Here is a 15,107-nt window from a genome sequence, read left to right as displayed (position 1 = left end):
CCCTCACGACGACCGTTCACACGCACAAGGGAGCAGACATGCCTGGACCGTCCAGGGGCAGTTCGGCGCGGCCGCCCGTAGCCATCACCGGCATGGGCGTGGTCACCCCCGGCGGGTGCACCCCGGACGAGCTGTGGCAGACGCTGCGGGCCGGCCGGTCCACCGCCGCCGAGCTCACCCACTTCGACCTCAGCCGCCACCGCGTGAAGATCGGCTGCCGCGTCCGCGGCCTCGACGGCCTCGCCGGGCTCGTCCCGGCCAAGGAAGCCCGCCGGATGGACCCCTTCGCCCACTACGGAACGGCCGCGGCCCTCGCAGCCCACCGCGACGCGGGATCGCCCACCGCCGAAGCCGGCCGCACCGCCATCGTCGTCGGCAACGCCGTCGGCGGCCGCGCCACCAGCGACCTGGAGTCCGCCCACTTCACCGAAGGCGGTCCGGCCAAGGTCAACCCGCTGATGCCGCTGATGACGATGCCCAACGCGGCCGCCGCGCACATCGCGATCCGGCTCGGCTGGACCGGCCCCGCCCTGACCGTCGCCAACACCTGCGCCAGCGGCGCCGACGCCATCGGACACGCGCTGATGCTCCTGCAGACCGGCCGCGCCGACCTCGTCATCGCCGGCGGCGCCGAGCACACCCTCACCCCGGTCACCCTGGCCGGCTTCGGGAACCTCAACGCGGTCTCCTTCCGCAACGACGACCCGGAGCACGCCTCGCGCCCCTTCGACAAGGACCGCGACGGCTTCGTGATGGGGGAGGGCGCGGGGTTCGTCGTACTGGAGCGGCTGGACGACGCGCTGGCCCGCGGCGCGAAGACGTACGGGCTGGTCGCCGGGTACGCCGCCACCTCCGACGCCCACCACCTCGCGATGCCGCTCCCCGACGGCGCGCAGGCCGCGGACGCCATGGCCGCCGCCATCGCCGACGCTGGCCTCGCCCCCTCCGACATCGTGCACGTCAACGCGCACGGCACCTCGACCCCGCACAACGACCGGGCCGAGGCGGCGGCCCTCAGGAAGGTGTTCGGCAGCTCCCAGCCGCCCGTCACCGCACCGAAGTCGGTCATCGGCCACCTCATCGGCGCCGCCGGGGCCGTCGAACTCATCGCCACCGTGCAGGCCATGCGGCACTGCGAGGTGCCGCCCACCGCCAACCACGAACAGCTGGAGCCAGGAATGGACATCGACGTCGTCCACGGCGCACCCCGCGCCGTGCCCTCGGGACCCGCGATCACGAACTCCTTCGGGTTCGGCGGCCACAACTCCTCCGTGGTGGTGACGCCGGTATGACGCTCCTGTCGCTTCCCTCCCCGGTCCGCACGCTCACCGTCACCGAGCCTCAGATCACCGACTACCGCGGCGCCGCCCGCCGCGGACTGTCCACCGCCCGCCCCGGCCAGGCCTCGCCCGTCCACACCTTCGTCCTCGCCCACACGGTGGCCGAGCAGACCGTCGCCGCGCTGACCGAGGCCGAGCCGGGCCCGGTGTCCGTGGTCCACCTCGGCCAGGACATCCGCACCGCCCGTCCCGTCCGGCCCGGTGAGGAGGTGACCGTACGCCTCGACGTGCTCGGCATACGCAAGGAGCCGCGCGGCGCCCGGATCGCGCTGCGGGTCCGCCTCATCGGCGAGGACGGCCCGGAGCCCTTCGCGGAACTGGTCATCTCCGCCCTGCTGGTCGGCGCCACCCTGCTGGAGCCCTTCGGCGACATCGCCGGCGGTCCCGCGGCTCCCACCCCGCTCGGGGCGGGCGAGCCGCAGAACGCGGTGCACGAGCTGACCACCGACTGGATCAGCACCTACGCCCACGCCTCCGGTGACCTGAACCCCATCCACCTTGACGAGGAGGCGGCCCGCGGGGCCGGCTTCGACACCGTCATCGCGCACGGCATGAGCGTCGTCGCCCTCGCCGTGGAGGAGGCCGTCGACCGCTTCGCGGACGGCGACTCCGCCAAGGTGCGCGGCCTCGGCTGCCGCTTCTCGGCCCCGGTGCCGCCCGGCATCCCGCTGGAGATCACCCTCCAGCCCGACGCCGACGCCCGCGTCGTCCGCTTCACCTGCAAGACGCCCAAGGGTGCCGCCGTCAAGAGCGGCTGGATCGAGTTCGACCGGCCGGCCGCGGCGGAGGCGGGTGAGGCACCGTGACCGGAATCCCGACGATCCCGACGAGCCCCGCCGTCGAACTCGGCCTCCTGGGCGGATTCCTGACCCAGGTCCGCGACCGGCCGCACGCCACCGCCCTCGTCTTCAACGGGGTCGAGACCACCTACCGCGAGCTGTACGAGCTGGCGGGGCAGGAACGGGACCGGCTCGCCCGGCTCGGACTCGCCCCCGGTGTGCCGGTCGGCGTCCTCGCCGACAAGTCCCCCGCGACCGTGGCCCTCGTACTCGGCTGCCTGCTCTCGCGCCGGCCGCTGCTGCTCCCGTCCCCCGCCCTCGCCGACACCCTGCTGGCCGATCTCTTCGCCCAGGCCGGCTGCGCCCAGGTCCTCGCCCCCGGCGGCGAGAGCGCCCGGGTCGCACCCAACCCGGACGTCGCCGCCCAGCCGCTGCCCGCCGACGAGGCCGCCGACACGGCCTTCATGCTCACCACCTCCGGCTCCACCAGCCTCCCGAAGATCGTCCCGATCACCCTGGACGCCGTGGACCGCTTCACCCGGTGGGCGGGCAACGCCTTCGAGATCGGCCCCGACCGGACCGTCCTCAACTACGCCCCCCTCAACTTCGACCTCTGCCTCCTCGACGTGTGGACCACCCTCGCCCGCGGCGGACGCGTGGTCCTCGTCGACCCGGCACTGGCCGCCCACGGCCGCCACCTCAGCGACCTGGTCAAACGCCACGAAGTACATGTGGTGCAGGCCGTACCGATGGCCTTCGGGCTCCTCCAGGACGCCGCCGCCAAGACCGGCGACACCTTCCCCGGCGTCGAGCACGTGATGTTCACCGGGGACGCCATCCCCGACCGCACCTTCGCCGCCCTGCCCGCCCTCTTCCCCAAGGCCCGCATCCACAACATCTACGGCTGCACCGAGACCAACGACAGCTTCATCCACGAGGTCGACACCTCGGCGACCTCCTTCCCGCCCGTCCCCATCGGCCGCCCGCTGCCCGGCGTGCACACCCTCGTCCTCGACCCCGACACCCTCGCCCCCGTCGAAGGGCCCGGCAGCGGAGAGCTGTTCGTCTCCACGCCCTTCCAGACCCGCGGCTACCTCGACCGGACCCGGCACGCCGACAAGTTCACCGGTCACCCGCTCGGCCTCGACGACCGCCGCTGGTTCCGCACCGGCGACCTCGTACGGCGCGACGCCGCCGGCACCCTGCACCTGACCGGCCGTACCGACTTCCAGGTCAAGGTGCGCGGGGTCGCCGTCAACACCGCCGAGATCGAACGGGTCCTACAGGAACACCCCGAGGTCCTGGAGGCCGGCGTCGCCGCCCTGCCCGACCCGATCGCCGGCAAGCGGCTCGTCGCCGGCGTCCAGCGGGCCCCCGGATCCACCCTGACCGGCCTGCAACTGCGTACGCACTGCGCCCGGCACCTGCCCAGGGCCGCCGTGCCCCACCAACTCACCCTCACCGACGCGCCGTTGCCGAAGACGGCCACCGGCAAGGTCGACCGCAAGGCGCTCGACCGGCTCGACCAGCTGAGCCTCACCACCACACCCGTCGCCACACCTCTCGTCTAAGGAATCCGTCATGAGCAACGTCGACACCATCAAGAACTTCGTCATCACCGAGTTCCTCCCGGGCACCCCGGCCTCCGAGCTGGCCGTCGAGCACGACCTCCTCAACGACGGGGTCATCGACAGCCTGGGCGTCCTCAAGCTGATCGCCTGGGTCGAGGACCGCTTCGAGCTCGCCATCGGCGACGAGGACCTGGACCCCAACAACTTCCGCAGCGTCGAGGCGATCGACACCTTCATCAGCCAGGCCCGCAGCACGGCTGCCGCCTAGGCCAACCACCCACGGCACGCCGACCCACGGCACGCCGACCCACGGCACGCCGACTTACGGCACGCCGACCCACGGCACGCCGACCCACGGCACGCCGACTTACGGCACCCGACGGAGACGAGACGGAGACGACCGTGCACGACGCACTCACCGGCCTGCTGGAGCAGCAAGCTCCCGTCGGCCGCGAGACCTGGCGGTCCTGGTGGGACCAGCTGGGCGCGGGAGGCCTCGACAAGGCCGAGGTCCTCGCCCTGCTGGCCTCCCTGACCAGCCGGCTCCCCGACCACCAGACCCTGCGCCACCTGCTGGACTCGCTCGCCGAGCGCCGGCTGGCGGCCACGGTGACCACCCCCTGGGAGGGCACCGTGAACGTCGTCGGCACCGGCGGCGGGCCCAAGACCTTCAACATCTCCACCGCCTCGGCGTTCGTCGCCGCGGCCGCCGGGGTCAAGGTCGTCAAAACCGGCTCCCGGGCCTACACCAGCTCGCTCGGCTCCGTCGACCTGCTGGAACGGCTCGGAGTCCGTCTCACCTCCTCGTACGCCCAGACCGAGGACACCCTCGCCGCCCACGGGATCGCCTTCGCCGGGCCGTTCGTCTACCCGGCGCAGCTGACCCGACTGGCCCGGACCGTGGCCCCGACGAGCATGAAGCCCTTCGGCCGGTTCCTGAACGCCCTGGGCCCCTTCCTCGCCGACCTGCCGGTGACCGCCCAGGTCACCGGGGTCTCGGCCGCCGCACCCCTCGACACCCTGCGGGAGCTCGCCGCGACCACCACGACCCGCCGCATCTGGCTCACCACCAACGACACCGGCGCGGACGAACTGCTCCCCTTCGCCACCAACACCATCCACGGGGACCGCTCCCTGACCCGGATCATCCGGCCGGGCGAACTCACCCCCGGCGACGGCTCCTTCGGCGACCTGCGACCGGCCGCCGACCCGGCCGCGGCCGTCGAGCACTTCCTCTCCGTCCTGTCCGGGGCGGCGGGCCGGGTCGCCACCCGTACGGTCTGCCTCGGCGCGGCCGCCCTGGTCGTCGCGGCCGGCACCCGCCGGGACTGGCCCTCCGCGGTCTCGCTGGCCGAGGAGGCCGTCCGCTCCGGCGCCGCCCACGACCTGGCGCAGCGCCTCGCGGCGGGCGCCAAGGCCGCCACCCCGGCCCCGCGCACCCTGGCGGTGGCCAGTGTCTAGCCACACGGCGGCGGGGACCCTCGCGGCCCCGACCGCGGCGAACGCACCGGCCCCCGCACTCGCCCCCGCTCCCTTCTTCGCCCGCCGCACCCCCGGCGGGGTGCCCGGACTGGCGCTGTTCCTCAACGCGGGGGACCCGCCCCTGCCGGTCCTGCGGGACCTGGTCCTGATGCTCGACGAGGAGGGCGTGGACTGCCTCGAACTGGCCGTCCCGTTCCCCGACTCGGTCACCGACGGCCCGGTCGTCCGGCGCTCCGCGCGCCGGGCCCTGGACCGCGGCGGGGCCGGACTGGACGACGTACTCGCCTTCATCGCGGACGTACGGCCGCACCTGTCGCACCTGCGGATCGCCCTGCTCGCCGACTGGAGCCACTCCCTCAAGCACCGGGACCTGGCCACCGCCACCCGCGAGATCGCCGCGTCCGGAGCGGACGGACTGCTCGTGCACGCGCTGCCGCCGAGGCTGCGCGCCGAACACCTGGAGTCCGCCGCGGCGGCGGGCCTCCCGGTCGTCACCACCTGCTACGCCAAGAGCGACCCCGAGACGCAGGCGCTGGCCGCCGCACACGCCTCGGCCTACCTCTACCTCGTCGCCCACTACGGACGCAGCGGGACCGCACCCGCCGAAGGCCATGCCGCGCTGGCGCGGACGGTCACCGCTCTGCGGGCGCACACCGACTCCCCGATCGCCGTCGGCTTCGGGGTCAGCACACGACGGGACGTCGAGGCGGTCGGCGCTGCCGGCGCAGACGCCGCGATCATCGGCTCCGCCGCGGTGGCGGCCGTGGAGCGGGCGCAGGAGGCCGGCCTTGATGTGACCGAGGCCTTCCGCGAGTTCGTCCGCTCGGTCCTGCCCGAGGAACCGCACCGCACCGCCTGACCAGTACCGATCCACCCGAAGAAGGCTCCACCCCTCATCCGGAACATCCGAGCGCCACCATCACACCGGGAGACCGTCATGATCGTTCGCGACATCGAGTCCGTGAAGACCGTCGAGTGGGGCAACGGCCTCAGCCGCCGCTTCCTCCTCGCCTCCGACGGACTGGGCTACTCGCTCACCGACACCCTCGTCCTGGCCGGCACCAAGTCCCGCCTGGAGTACGTCAACCACCTCGAGGCCTGCTACTGCATCGAGGGCTCCGGCGAGGTCATCGAGCTCGACGGCACCTCGCACGAGATCGTCCCGGGCCGGATGTACGCCCTCGACCAGCACGACGCGCACTACCTCGTCGCCAGCCCGCACGAGGACCTGCGCCTGGTCTGCGTCTTCTCGCCGGCCCTGCGCGGCGACGAGGTCCACAGCCTCGACGCCCACACCTCCTCCGCCTACTGAGGCACAGCGCGCGCCCCGGCGCCCACCCGGCCCACCCGGCCCACCCGGCCCGTCCGGAGCGCCACTCATCCGAAGCACCACCACCGAAACAAAGGGGTCCGTCGTGATCCGTTGGAACGCCGACCAGGCCGAGCTGCGCGACAGCCTGGAGCGGTGGGGAGACGCACTCAGCGCAGACCACATCGAGCTCGACGAGCAGTCCGCCTTCTCGGAGGACAAGTGGAAGCTCGTCCAGAAGACCGGGATCCTCTCGCTGCCCTTCGACGAGGACTTCGGAGGCCTCGGGCAGTCGATCCTCACCACCATGTACGTGCTGGAGGGGCTCGGCGAGTACAACCGCGACGCCGGCCTCAGCTTCTCGGTCACCACGTCCATCTGCTCGACCGGAATCCCGCTCCAGCAGTTCGGCACCGTCGAGCAGAAGGAGCGCTACCTGCCCCTGATCTGCTCGGGCGAGGCGATCGGCGCCCACGCCATCACCGAGGCCGAGGGCGGCTCCGACGCCATGGCGATGGGCACCAGGGCCATCCGTGACGGGGACGACTTCGTCATCAACGGCAGCAAGGTCTTCGTCAGCAACGGACCGGTCGCCGACCTGGTCGTGGTCTACGCCCGGACCCACCCGGACGGCGGCCCGCTCGGAACGACGGCGTTCCTGGTGGACCGGAACACGCCCGGGATCACCGCCGGCAAGCCCATCAAGAAGATGGGGCTGAGGACCTCGCCGATCAGCGAGCTGTTCTTCGACGACGTACGGGTGCCCAGGAGCGCGGTGCTCGGCAGGGTCGGCGGCGGGTTCATGGTCATGGACTACGTGATGAAGCGGGAGATCCTCTTCTCCTTCATCGTCAACGTGGGCGAGATGCAGCACCGGCTGGAGCGGTGTGTCGAATACGCGAAGACGCGTAAGTCGTTCGGAAAGGCGATCGGTTCGTACCAGACGATCGCCAACAAGATCGTCGACATGAAGATCCAGCTGGAAACCGCCCGCAAGTGGCTCTACGACACGGGCGAGCGGCTGCAGGCCGGCGAGAACGTCACCCAGGACCTCGCCATCGCCAAGCTCGTCACCAGCGAGGCCAACCTGGCCGGCAGCATCAGCGCCGTACAGATCTTCGGCGGCCACGGCTACATGTCGGAGTTCGGCCTGGAGCAGGAAGTGCGCAACGCCGTCGGCGGCACCATCTACTCCGGCTCCAACGAGATCCAGTACAACCGCATCGCCTCCACGCTGGGACTGGGCAAGTGACCACCGCGCGCCCCCTGTCCCAGACGCTGCTGAAGGTCTGCGGGGCCACGGTCCCGCAGGACATCGAGGCGGCGGCGGCCGCCGGGGCCGACTGCGTCGGGCTCTGGCACGGCGTACCCGGCGGCCCGTCGGAGCTGGACCAGGACGGGTTCGCCGCCCTCGCGGCGGCGGCCCGTTCGGCCGGGCTCCTCCCGGTCCTGGTCACCTTCCTGGCCGACCCCGCCGAGATCGCCGGGCTCGTCCGGCGCACCGGGGCCGGCTGGGTCCAGCTCCACGCGTACCAGCCGCCGGCCGTCGTACGGGCCCTGCGCGAGCAACTGCCCGCCGAGACCGGCATCGTCAAGGTGCTGCACGTCGAGGAGCGCGGCGGCTGCGTGGAACGCCCGCTGATCGGCGCGTACGAACGGGCCGGCACCGACCTCTTCCTCCTCGACACGGCCACCGGCGACGGCCGGATCGGCAGCACCGGACGCACCCTCGACCCGACCCGCCTCACCGCCCTGCTGCCCCGGCTGACCAGGCCGTTCCTGCTGGCCGGCGGCCTGTCCCCGGCCAACCGCCCCGCCTACGAGGAGGTCGTGCACCACCCCGGTTTCCGCGGCATCGACGTGGACACCGCGGCGCGCGACCTGACGACCGGCCGCTTCGGCGTCCCGGAGATCGCCGCCCTGGCCCGTGCCTGGCGCACCGACGCCCACCTTTCAGACCCCGCTGACGACCCTCGACTGGAGCTTTCGCGATGACGAAGCAGAACCGGACCGGCTTCCCTTTTCTCGAGGCCCTCCAGGCCTCCCCCACCCCAGTCGTGATGGAGGTGAAACGGCGCGACGCGCACGGCTACGACCTGGTCGGCGGCAGAACCCCGGCCGCGATCGTGGGCTCGTACGAACTCGCGGGCGCGCCCTGCATCTCCGTGGTGACGGGCCGCTGGTTCGGCGGCTCGCCCGCCCTGCTGCGGGACGTGGCGGCGCTGACCGACCTCCCGCTCCTCCAGAAGGACTTCATCACGAGGAAGGATCAGATCCGCAACGCCAAGGAGCTCGGCGCCTCCGCGGTGCTGCTGACGGCGGCCCTGCTGCCCGCGTCGAGCATGCGAACGCTGGTCACGGAATGCCTGCTGACCGGCCTCACCCCCTTCGTGGAGGTCACCGACGAATCCGAACTCGAAGCGGTCCACCACCCCGAGGAGTGCGTGATCGCGGTCAACAACAAGGACATCAAGACGCGCGAGCGCGGCGCCGGCGACCTCGGCCGCTCCCTGGACCTGCTCCCGGCGCTCCGCGCGATCGGCACCGCCTGCCCCGTCAGCGCCAGCGGCATCGAGGGCCCGGCGAACGCCGCCGAACTCCTCGACGCGGGCTTCGGCGGCCTGCTCGTCGGCACCTCGCTGCTGCGCACCGGATCCCCGACGGCCTGGGTCGACGCGATGGCCTCGGCCCGGAAGGAGCTGGCGGTCCGATGACCACACTGCTGGGAGGCACGCGCCCCTACACCCTGAACGCGGCCGGCATCCCCCTGTCGGCGATCCTCGCCCTGCCGGAGGGCTCCGCACCCCGCTCCACCATCCTGGCCATCCACGGCCGGGGCATGCGGGCGGCCTACTGGAACTCCTTCATCCCCCTCGCCACCAGCCTGGGCCACGCGGTCCTGGCGGTCGACCGGCCGGGCTACGGCGACTCGGCGAACCTGCTGCCCGAGGGGCAGGGCCTGGCCGCCCAGGCGGAATCCCTCCACGCGGCACTCAAGGAACACGCCGCCGGCCACGACATCGGTGCCGGAGTCTTCCTCCTGGGCCACTCGGACGGCGGCAAAGTCGCGCTCCACACGGCGGCCACGGACGGCGGCGTTCCGCTGCTGGGCCTGGACGCCTCGGGAGTCGGCTACCGCTACAACCCCGAGGCACTGCACTTCCCGTCCACCCTCGGCGGCGGCGCCACCAAACTCAACTGGGGCCCGCTGCCCCTCTACCCGCGCGGCACCTTCCAGGCCAGCCGCGCCCTGCTCTCCCCGACCCCGCCGCGGGAGTCGGCCGAAACCCTGCGCTGGCCCGCCCAGTACGAGGACCTGGCGGACCGCGTGCGCATCCCCGTACGCCTCACCTTCGCGGAACACGAGGCCTGGTGGGACCTGGACCCCGCCGTCCTGACGGCGATGGCGGCCCGCCTCACCTCGTCCCCGCGGGTGGCCCTGGAACACCTCCCGGCGGCGGGCCACAACATCAGCCTCGGCCACGCGGCGGCGGCGTACCACCTGCGGGTGCTGATGTTCCTGGAGGAGTGCCTGCCGCCGCCGGGCGCCTAGAGCTCGGAGGTGTCGAGCTCGATCCCGAACGGCTCGGGGAGGCGGAGGGCCGCACCGAAGGGGTGCGGCCCGTCGCCCTTCGTCAGCTCCTTCGGTGCGACGGCGATGTCGGGGGCGTACCAGTTGAGCGACCCGGGGAGGTCGAGGTCTCCCGACCCCATGAAGCCACCGAGCTCCCCGACCCGGTCCCGGATCGTGCGCCGCACCGCGGCGGCGGAGGCTTCGTCACCCCAGGGGCGCGACTGGTGGACGATGCGCACTTCGAGAGTTCGGAGACGTCTTCACCCCCTGACCGCCACCCGGCTCGACCCGCCTGCTGAACACGAGCAACTGCCTGCAGGCAGAAACGCCTGTGCCCCCGGAGAGGCCGGGGGCACAGGAAGCTCGTTCAGAAGGGTCACGTCTCCGAGCGGGCGAGGGACTTCAGGTGTCCGAAGTCCACGATCTCGTAGTACCGATTCGACCGGGTGCCGGGTGCCAGCTCGGTCAAGACCCCGACGGCCCTCAGGTTCGCGATGGCCTTCTCCACCGTGGTGCGGCCAAGTCCGAGCGCGTCGGCGATGTCGGCCTGGCTAGGGCCGTGGAGCGTGACCGCGCCGGTGGGCACCTGGTGGGCTCCGGTGCGGGTCCACCGGAAACGATCGGCCCCCTTTCGGGACGGCGTCATCGCGAGGTACTCCAGAAGGCGCGCGACCCGGATCACGGGGTCCGCCTTCGTGGCCCCGTAGACCGACTCCACGATCCGGGAGCGCTCGTTGGTCAGTTGGGCGAGTAGGAGGGCCAGCACGGGCTCCTTCTCGATCAGCGTCGCAAACGTACGGGTGGTGACGCTCAGGCAAGATCCGATGTGCAGGAACTCGATGTGCGTTCCGGACCCGCGGGAACCAGACTCATCGATGATGCTCTTCCGAAGCATCACCCGACTGATGTCGCCCAGGATCATGCCCGTTCTCCACAAGCGCGCGCTGCCGTGGGGGGTGGTCTCCTTGATGATTCCGCGGCCCATGATGTGGATCCACTCCGGGCCATAGGCCAAGACATCACCTCGCTCCTGGGCCTCAATACGGCCGGCGAGCATCAGGGACTCCATGGCGTACGAGGGCAGGCCCAGCGACTTCAGGTACACGGAGACTGAGCTGTACGGCCAGGACCGGAAGCGCTGGGGCTCGTAGACTACGACGTCGGTCATCGAGCACCCTCTCCGAGGCCGGTCCCGGCCTGTGGGAGCCCCGGGTTGGGCACAGCGGGGGCGACGATCTGCCCAGACGCAGGGGAGGGCGATTCAGCGAGGATCTTGACGACCGGCACCAGGGCGCCGACCAGGACGGCCAGGGCCGTGATGACGACGGCGATGCGGCCAGCGGCCTTGTTGAGGTAGTGGATGGCGAAGCAGGCCGCCCCCACCACGATCGCGACGATCAGTACCGCCGCGAGAATTCCAGACACGAGTACCCCTGGGGTATGGCGGCCGAGCCGTACTGGCCCCGAGGGGAAAGCACAGCTCGACCGCATCTTTGGAATGATCTCGACTTACGAAACGCATGACCGGTGGAGCTCGAACCCTGGCGAGGGGTCGAACCGGCTACACGGCAGAATACGCCACCCGAGTGACCCGGCCGAAACTTCCGCCGCCCGGAGGGAATTCATCCGAAACGGCGAGTCGGGGAGGCATGTTTGGGATTCAACAAAGCTCTACCCAGAGATTTTTGATTGAGTGTCAAGATCCCTTGGAGTAACGCAAAGGCGGTCGCCCCCACAGAGGGTGCGACCGCCTTAGTGCGTGCTCTACGAGCACAAGAGATCAACAGGGGGAGCCACCCTCTGATAGATCTCGGACGCTGAGCGAGACCATTCCAAAGCCGTGTCAGCTGAGAAACAGTGAAGACTGATAACCCGTCCCAGAATCCACCCTGCGAGGGAAACTGCACGCTTCCAGTGCCGAAATCCCCATGGGGGAGGGTTTTACATGCAGAAATCAGGACTTTGTGAGCTTGTGAATACTAACCCAAGATCTTCCAAGTGCTCATAGGGTTCCAGAACTTCTTGGAAACCGAGGGTGCAGGCCCGGCAGTCGAAGGTAGCAATCCGGGGGCAGACTGCCCGCATGAACGCACCACGTCGACCCCTGGTCTCGGTCCGAAGGCGTCGCCGGCCTTCTTTCCCGGCGGGTGTTCAGGACCGGCTTGTGACTCGGCCCCGGGTGCGTGGCGCACCCGGGGCCGGAGGGTCAGGCCGCCACCACTCGGCTCACCAGTTGGTCGCGGATGCGGGACGGGATGGCCGGGGCGAAGCGTTGGAGGTAGTGGTCCATGTGGGAGTCGTCGCTCACCAGGAACGGGAGGTCGAAGACCAGGAGTTTTCGGACCGCGAGGAGGGGGAGCGGGGCGCGTAGGGGGCGGAAGGACTCGTTGTAGAGGCCCGGCTCCTCGCAGACGGGGTGGAACTGGCCGATCATCAGGCCCTCCGCGACGAACTCGTCCTTTGCCTTGCGCTGGAGTTCGTCGAGTTCGATTGAGTCCGTGGGGTCGAAGGCGGGGAGGACCAGGAGGATCGTGAGGAGCTCGCGGTCCTCCGGGGAGAGGGGCTCGGAGAGGACCGCGTGGCGGGTGCGGAGGGAGTCGACCGCCTGGCTGAGGTCCTCGCAGTCGGGGGAGGGCAGGGCCAGGTGGAAGAGTTCCTTGCGCAGTGAGGGCTGGGTGTAGGGGCAGACGGGGCCGGTGCGGCCCAGTTCGGGGTGGCTGGAGACCAGGAAGTCCCGGCTCCACATGAGGACTTGCAGGAGCGGGCCGATCGCGTCGGCCGGTACCTCGCCGCGCGCGATCTCGCCCGCGGTCCACGACTGGATCAGGTCGTCGCCCCTCATCGGGAGTTCCTCCACATCGGGCGGAGGACCGGGCCGTCGGCGGGGAGGGCGATGTCGCCTCCCAGGAGCTCGAAGCCCGCGCGGCGGCAGGCGGCCTCGCCGCCCGGGGAGCTGGCCTCGGCGTAGACGGGTACGCCCTCGGCGTCCGCGCGGTTCAGGACTTCACACAGGAGCGCGGTGATCAGGCCGGACTGCTGGCGGCCGGCGCGGACCGCGCCGAAGGAGACGTAGTAGTGCGGCGGGCCGTGTGGATGGGCCTCGGCCTGGAGGCGGGCGATGGTGCGCAGGGCGTCCGCGTGCTCGCCCAGGGCCTCGGCGAAGGCCGCGTCCAGGGCGGCCTCGTCCGGCTCGGCGCCGGGCGGGAGGAAGAGCAGCACCGCGTCGCCGTCCGGGGTGGTGAGTACGGCGTCGTAGGCAGCCGAGAGTTCGACGAACACGCGGAAGAAGCCGGGCAGCAGCTCGGCTCGCAGGCGCTCGTCGGGGATCATCCAGCGGGTCAACGCGTCCTCGTGGAAGGTGGTCGCGAGGAGCGTGGACAGGTGGGCAACTTGAGAGCGGCTGAGGTTGGGGGAGAGGGTCGGGGACAAGGCAGGCCTCCTGTGGGAAGGGGGGTAGGCGTGTTCGGTCAGGCGCGGGCGTGTGCGGCGAGCTCCGCCACGCGGGCGTGGAGCGTCGGCAGGTAGTGCTCGTGCTCCGGCTTGATCAGGACGCTGCGGATCACGCGGGCCGCCTCCGCGTCGCGGACCGTGTGCGGGTGGCGTCGTACGAACGCGTCGGCGTCGGCGCGCAGCACGCTCAGGAACACCGGGTCGGCCTCGGCCGTCATGCCGTCGCGCAGCAGCCGGTCCGAGGCGGCGTCGACGGAGGAGAGGGAACCGTCGGCGGTCGTCGGGAAGTACGTGACGATGTCGAGGTCCGGGCGCTGGTAGAGGGTGAGGTCGGGGGAGGCGGTGATGAGGTCCGACCAGTGCAGGGCTGCGCGGCGGTTCGCCGACAGGATGCGGCCGAAGCCGTCCGGGGTGAGGGGGAGGAGTTGCAGGGTCAGCCAGAGGGCGGCGGCGGCCGCGCCCGCGCGCGAGCACTCCAGGCTGATCTCGCCCAGGTGCAGGTCCGAGTCGGTGAAGTAGGTGTACGGGGAGTCGTGCGCGAAGTGCCGGCCGGCCCGGGGGTCCGGGAAGAGGACCGCACCGCAGCCGTAGGGCTGGAGGCCTTGTTTGTGGGGGTCTACCACCACTGAGTCGCATGCGGCTATCGCCTGCCAGGGGGCGGGGTCGATTCCGCCGGTGTCGGCCCGGCCGAGGATCGCGTAGAAGCCGCCGTACGCCGCGTCGACGTGGACGCGCGCCCCGTACTGGCGGGCGAGCGGCAGTACCTCGTGCACCGGGTCGACCGCGCCCAGGCCGGTGGTGCCCGTGGTGACGACGACGGTGCCGATCCGCCCGCCGCGCAGGGCGCTCTCCAGCGCGTCGAGGTCGATGCGGCCGTGGGCGTCGGCGGGGATGCGGTGGCCCTCCATGCCGAGGACGTGGCACATCCGCTCGTGCGTGTAGTGGCACTCGGCGCTGTAGGCGATCCCGCGGTCCGGGTGCAGTTGCCTGGCGACGTACAGGGCCTCCAGGTTGGCCATCGTGCCGCTGGTGGTGAGGTGCCCGACGTGTGCGGCGAGGCCGAACATGGCGGCCAGGTCGGCGACCGCCTCGCGTTCCATCTCGGTGGTGGCCGGGCCGCCCTCCGCGGCGTGGTTGTTCGGGTTGAAGAGCATTGCGGTGAGGTAGCCGGTGACGGCCGCCGGGTGCGGGGGCTTGACCATCTGTCCGGCGTAACGCGGGTGGAAGAACGGATAGTTGTGGTCCATCCGCTTCGCGAGGCGGTCGAAGGCCTCGGTGAACGCCTCGGGGTCCGTCCGGTGGGCGTCGTGGGTTTCGTAGGGACCGAACTGGCCGCCCCAGCGTTCGGCCACCCCGAGTGCGCGCGGCAGCCAGCCGCGTAAGTCGTGCAGGTCGTTCAGGTCCACGGGAGCCTCCCCCAGCGGCCGCCGGGCAGGGCGGCACGAGTCGGGCGTACGCGGTCGTACGTACGCACGAGTAAGGGTCGCCGGGCCCCCGCAAGGCCCGCGCAACCTGACCCCATCCGGGCTCGAGTGACCTGCGAGCCGGCCCTGTTCCACTCGCGGCGCGACACCCGCGCGGTCCCCACCCGTCCCAGGAGGA

17 protein-coding genes are annotated in these 15,107 nt (G+C 71.4%); 11 read left to right on the top strand and 6 right to left on the bottom strand.

Annotated features, from left to right (window positions below; all coding sequences use genetic code 11):
* Positions 1-38: 38 nt before the first annotated feature.
* From ACIQ5Y_RS32105 to ACIQ5Y_RS32055, 11 genes are all read left to right on the top strand, one after another.
* Positions 39-1,292 carry a beta-ketoacyl-[acyl-carrier-protein] synthase family protein gene (locus tag ACIQ5Y_RS32105; protein WP_403888389.1) on the top strand — a complete coding sequence of 418 codons (1,254 nt, stop codon included), beginning with the start codon at positions 39-41 and terminating at the stop codon, positions 1,290-1,292.
* Positions 1,289-2,146 (top strand): MaoC/PaaZ C-terminal domain-containing protein, encoded by an 858-nt coding sequence (locus tag ACIQ5Y_RS32100; protein WP_403888386.1) that lies wholly within the window; start codon positions 1,289-1,291, stop codon positions 2,144-2,146. Before ACIQ5Y_RS32105 ends, ACIQ5Y_RS32100 begins: the two co-directional genes overlap by 4 nt.
* Complete coding sequence (locus tag ACIQ5Y_RS32095; protein WP_403888382.1) at positions 2,143-3,690, top strand: AMP-binding protein; 1,548 nt, start codon at positions 2,143-2,145, stop codon at positions 3,688-3,690. Before ACIQ5Y_RS32100 ends, ACIQ5Y_RS32095 begins: the two co-directional genes overlap by 4 nt.
* A 10-nt stretch (positions 3,691-3,700) precedes the next feature.
* Positions 3,701-3,958 carry a phosphopantetheine-binding protein gene (locus ACIQ5Y_RS32090; RefSeq protein ID WP_376656250.1) on the top strand — a complete coding sequence of 86 codons (258 nt, stop codon included), beginning with the start codon at positions 3,701-3,703 and terminating at the stop codon, positions 3,956-3,958.
* 134 nt (positions 3,959-4,092) lie between these two features.
* Positions 4,093-5,151 carry a hypothetical protein gene (locus tag ACIQ5Y_RS32085; protein WP_403888379.1) on the top strand — a complete coding sequence of 353 codons (1,059 nt, stop codon included), beginning with the start codon at positions 4,093-4,095 and terminating at the stop codon, positions 5,149-5,151.
* Positions 5,144-6,031 (top strand): tryptophan synthase subunit alpha, encoded by an 888-nt coding sequence (trpA, locus tag ACIQ5Y_RS32080; RefSeq protein ID WP_403888376.1) that lies wholly within the window; start codon positions 5,144-5,146, stop codon positions 6,029-6,031. The genes ACIQ5Y_RS32085 and trpA overlap by 8 nt, the downstream gene beginning before the upstream one ends.
* A 78-nt stretch (positions 6,032-6,109) precedes the next feature.
* Complete coding sequence (locus tag ACIQ5Y_RS32075) at positions 6,110-6,484, top strand: ectoine synthase (RefSeq protein ID WP_384578522.1); 375 nt, start codon at positions 6,110-6,112, stop codon at positions 6,482-6,484.
* Between the two features lie 103 nt (positions 6,485-6,587).
* Positions 6,588-7,733, top strand: a complete 1,146-nt coding sequence (locus ACIQ5Y_RS32070) for an acyl-CoA dehydrogenase family protein (protein ID WP_403888372.1) — start codon at positions 6,588-6,590, stop codon at positions 7,731-7,733.
* Positions 7,730-8,476 (top strand): N-(5'-phosphoribosyl)anthranilate isomerase, encoded by a 747-nt coding sequence (locus ACIQ5Y_RS32065; RefSeq protein WP_403888369.1) that lies wholly within the window; start codon positions 7,730-7,732, stop codon positions 8,474-8,476. The genes ACIQ5Y_RS32070 and ACIQ5Y_RS32065 overlap by 4 nt, the downstream gene beginning before the upstream one ends.
* A complete protein-coding gene (locus tag ACIQ5Y_RS32060) occupies positions 8,473-9,195 on the top strand; it encodes an indole-3-glycerol-phosphate synthase (RefSeq protein ID WP_403888366.1) in 723 nt (240 codons plus the stop codon). The genes ACIQ5Y_RS32065 and ACIQ5Y_RS32060 overlap by 4 nt, the downstream gene beginning before the upstream one ends.
* Positions 9,192-10,034 (top strand): alpha/beta hydrolase, encoded by an 843-nt coding sequence (locus ACIQ5Y_RS32055; RefSeq protein WP_403888363.1) that lies wholly within the window; start codon positions 9,192-9,194, stop codon positions 10,032-10,034. Before ACIQ5Y_RS32060 ends, ACIQ5Y_RS32055 begins: the two co-directional genes overlap by 4 nt.
* On the opposite strand, the gene ACIQ5Y_RS32050 is transcribed toward ACIQ5Y_RS32055, so the two are convergent.
* The 6 genes from ACIQ5Y_RS32050 to ACIQ5Y_RS32025 all read right to left on the bottom strand — a co-directional run bounded on the left by ACIQ5Y_RS32050 (position 10,031) and on the right by ACIQ5Y_RS32025 (position 14,911).
* Complete coding sequence (locus tag ACIQ5Y_RS32050; RefSeq protein ID WP_403888360.1) at positions 10,031-10,294, bottom strand: hypothetical protein; 264 nt, start codon at positions 10,292-10,294, stop codon at positions 10,031-10,033. The genes ACIQ5Y_RS32055 and ACIQ5Y_RS32050 overlap by 4 nt on opposite strands.
* 137 nt (positions 10,295-10,431) lie before the next feature.
* Complete coding sequence (locus ACIQ5Y_RS32045; protein WP_403888357.1) at positions 10,432-11,223, bottom strand: hypothetical protein; 792 nt, start codon at positions 11,221-11,223, stop codon at positions 10,432-10,434.
* Positions 11,220-11,480: a hypothetical protein gene (locus ACIQ5Y_RS32040; protein WP_403888354.1), complete on the bottom strand. Its 261-nt coding sequence runs from the start codon at positions 11,478-11,480 to the stop codon at positions 11,220-11,222. Before ACIQ5Y_RS32040 ends, ACIQ5Y_RS32045 begins: the two co-directional genes overlap by 4 nt.
* 781 nt (positions 11,481-12,261) lie before the next feature.
* Complete coding sequence (locus ACIQ5Y_RS32035) at positions 12,262-12,897, bottom strand: DUF6875 domain-containing protein (protein ID WP_403888351.1); 636 nt, start codon at positions 12,895-12,897, stop codon at positions 12,262-12,264.
* On the bottom strand, positions 12,894-13,484 hold the full coding sequence (locus tag ACIQ5Y_RS32030; protein ID WP_403888348.1) for a hypothetical protein: 591 nt from the start codon (positions 13,482-13,484) through the stop codon (positions 12,894-12,896). The genes ACIQ5Y_RS32035 and ACIQ5Y_RS32030 overlap by 4 nt, the downstream gene beginning before the upstream one ends.
* Before the next feature lie 38 nt (positions 13,485-13,522).
* Entirely contained in the window at positions 13,523-14,911 is a 1,389-nt protein-coding gene (locus tag ACIQ5Y_RS32025) for a pyridoxal phosphate-dependent decarboxylase family protein (protein ID WP_403888345.1), read from the bottom strand.
* Positions 14,912-15,107 lie beyond the last annotated feature (196 nt).

The sequence above is a fragment of the Streptomyces sp. NPDC096339 genome (assembly GCF_044762985.1).
GTDB lineage: Bacteria > Actinomycetota > Actinomycetes > Streptomycetales > Streptomycetaceae > Streptomyces.
This window is presented reverse-complemented; position numbering and strand designations above follow the sequence as displayed.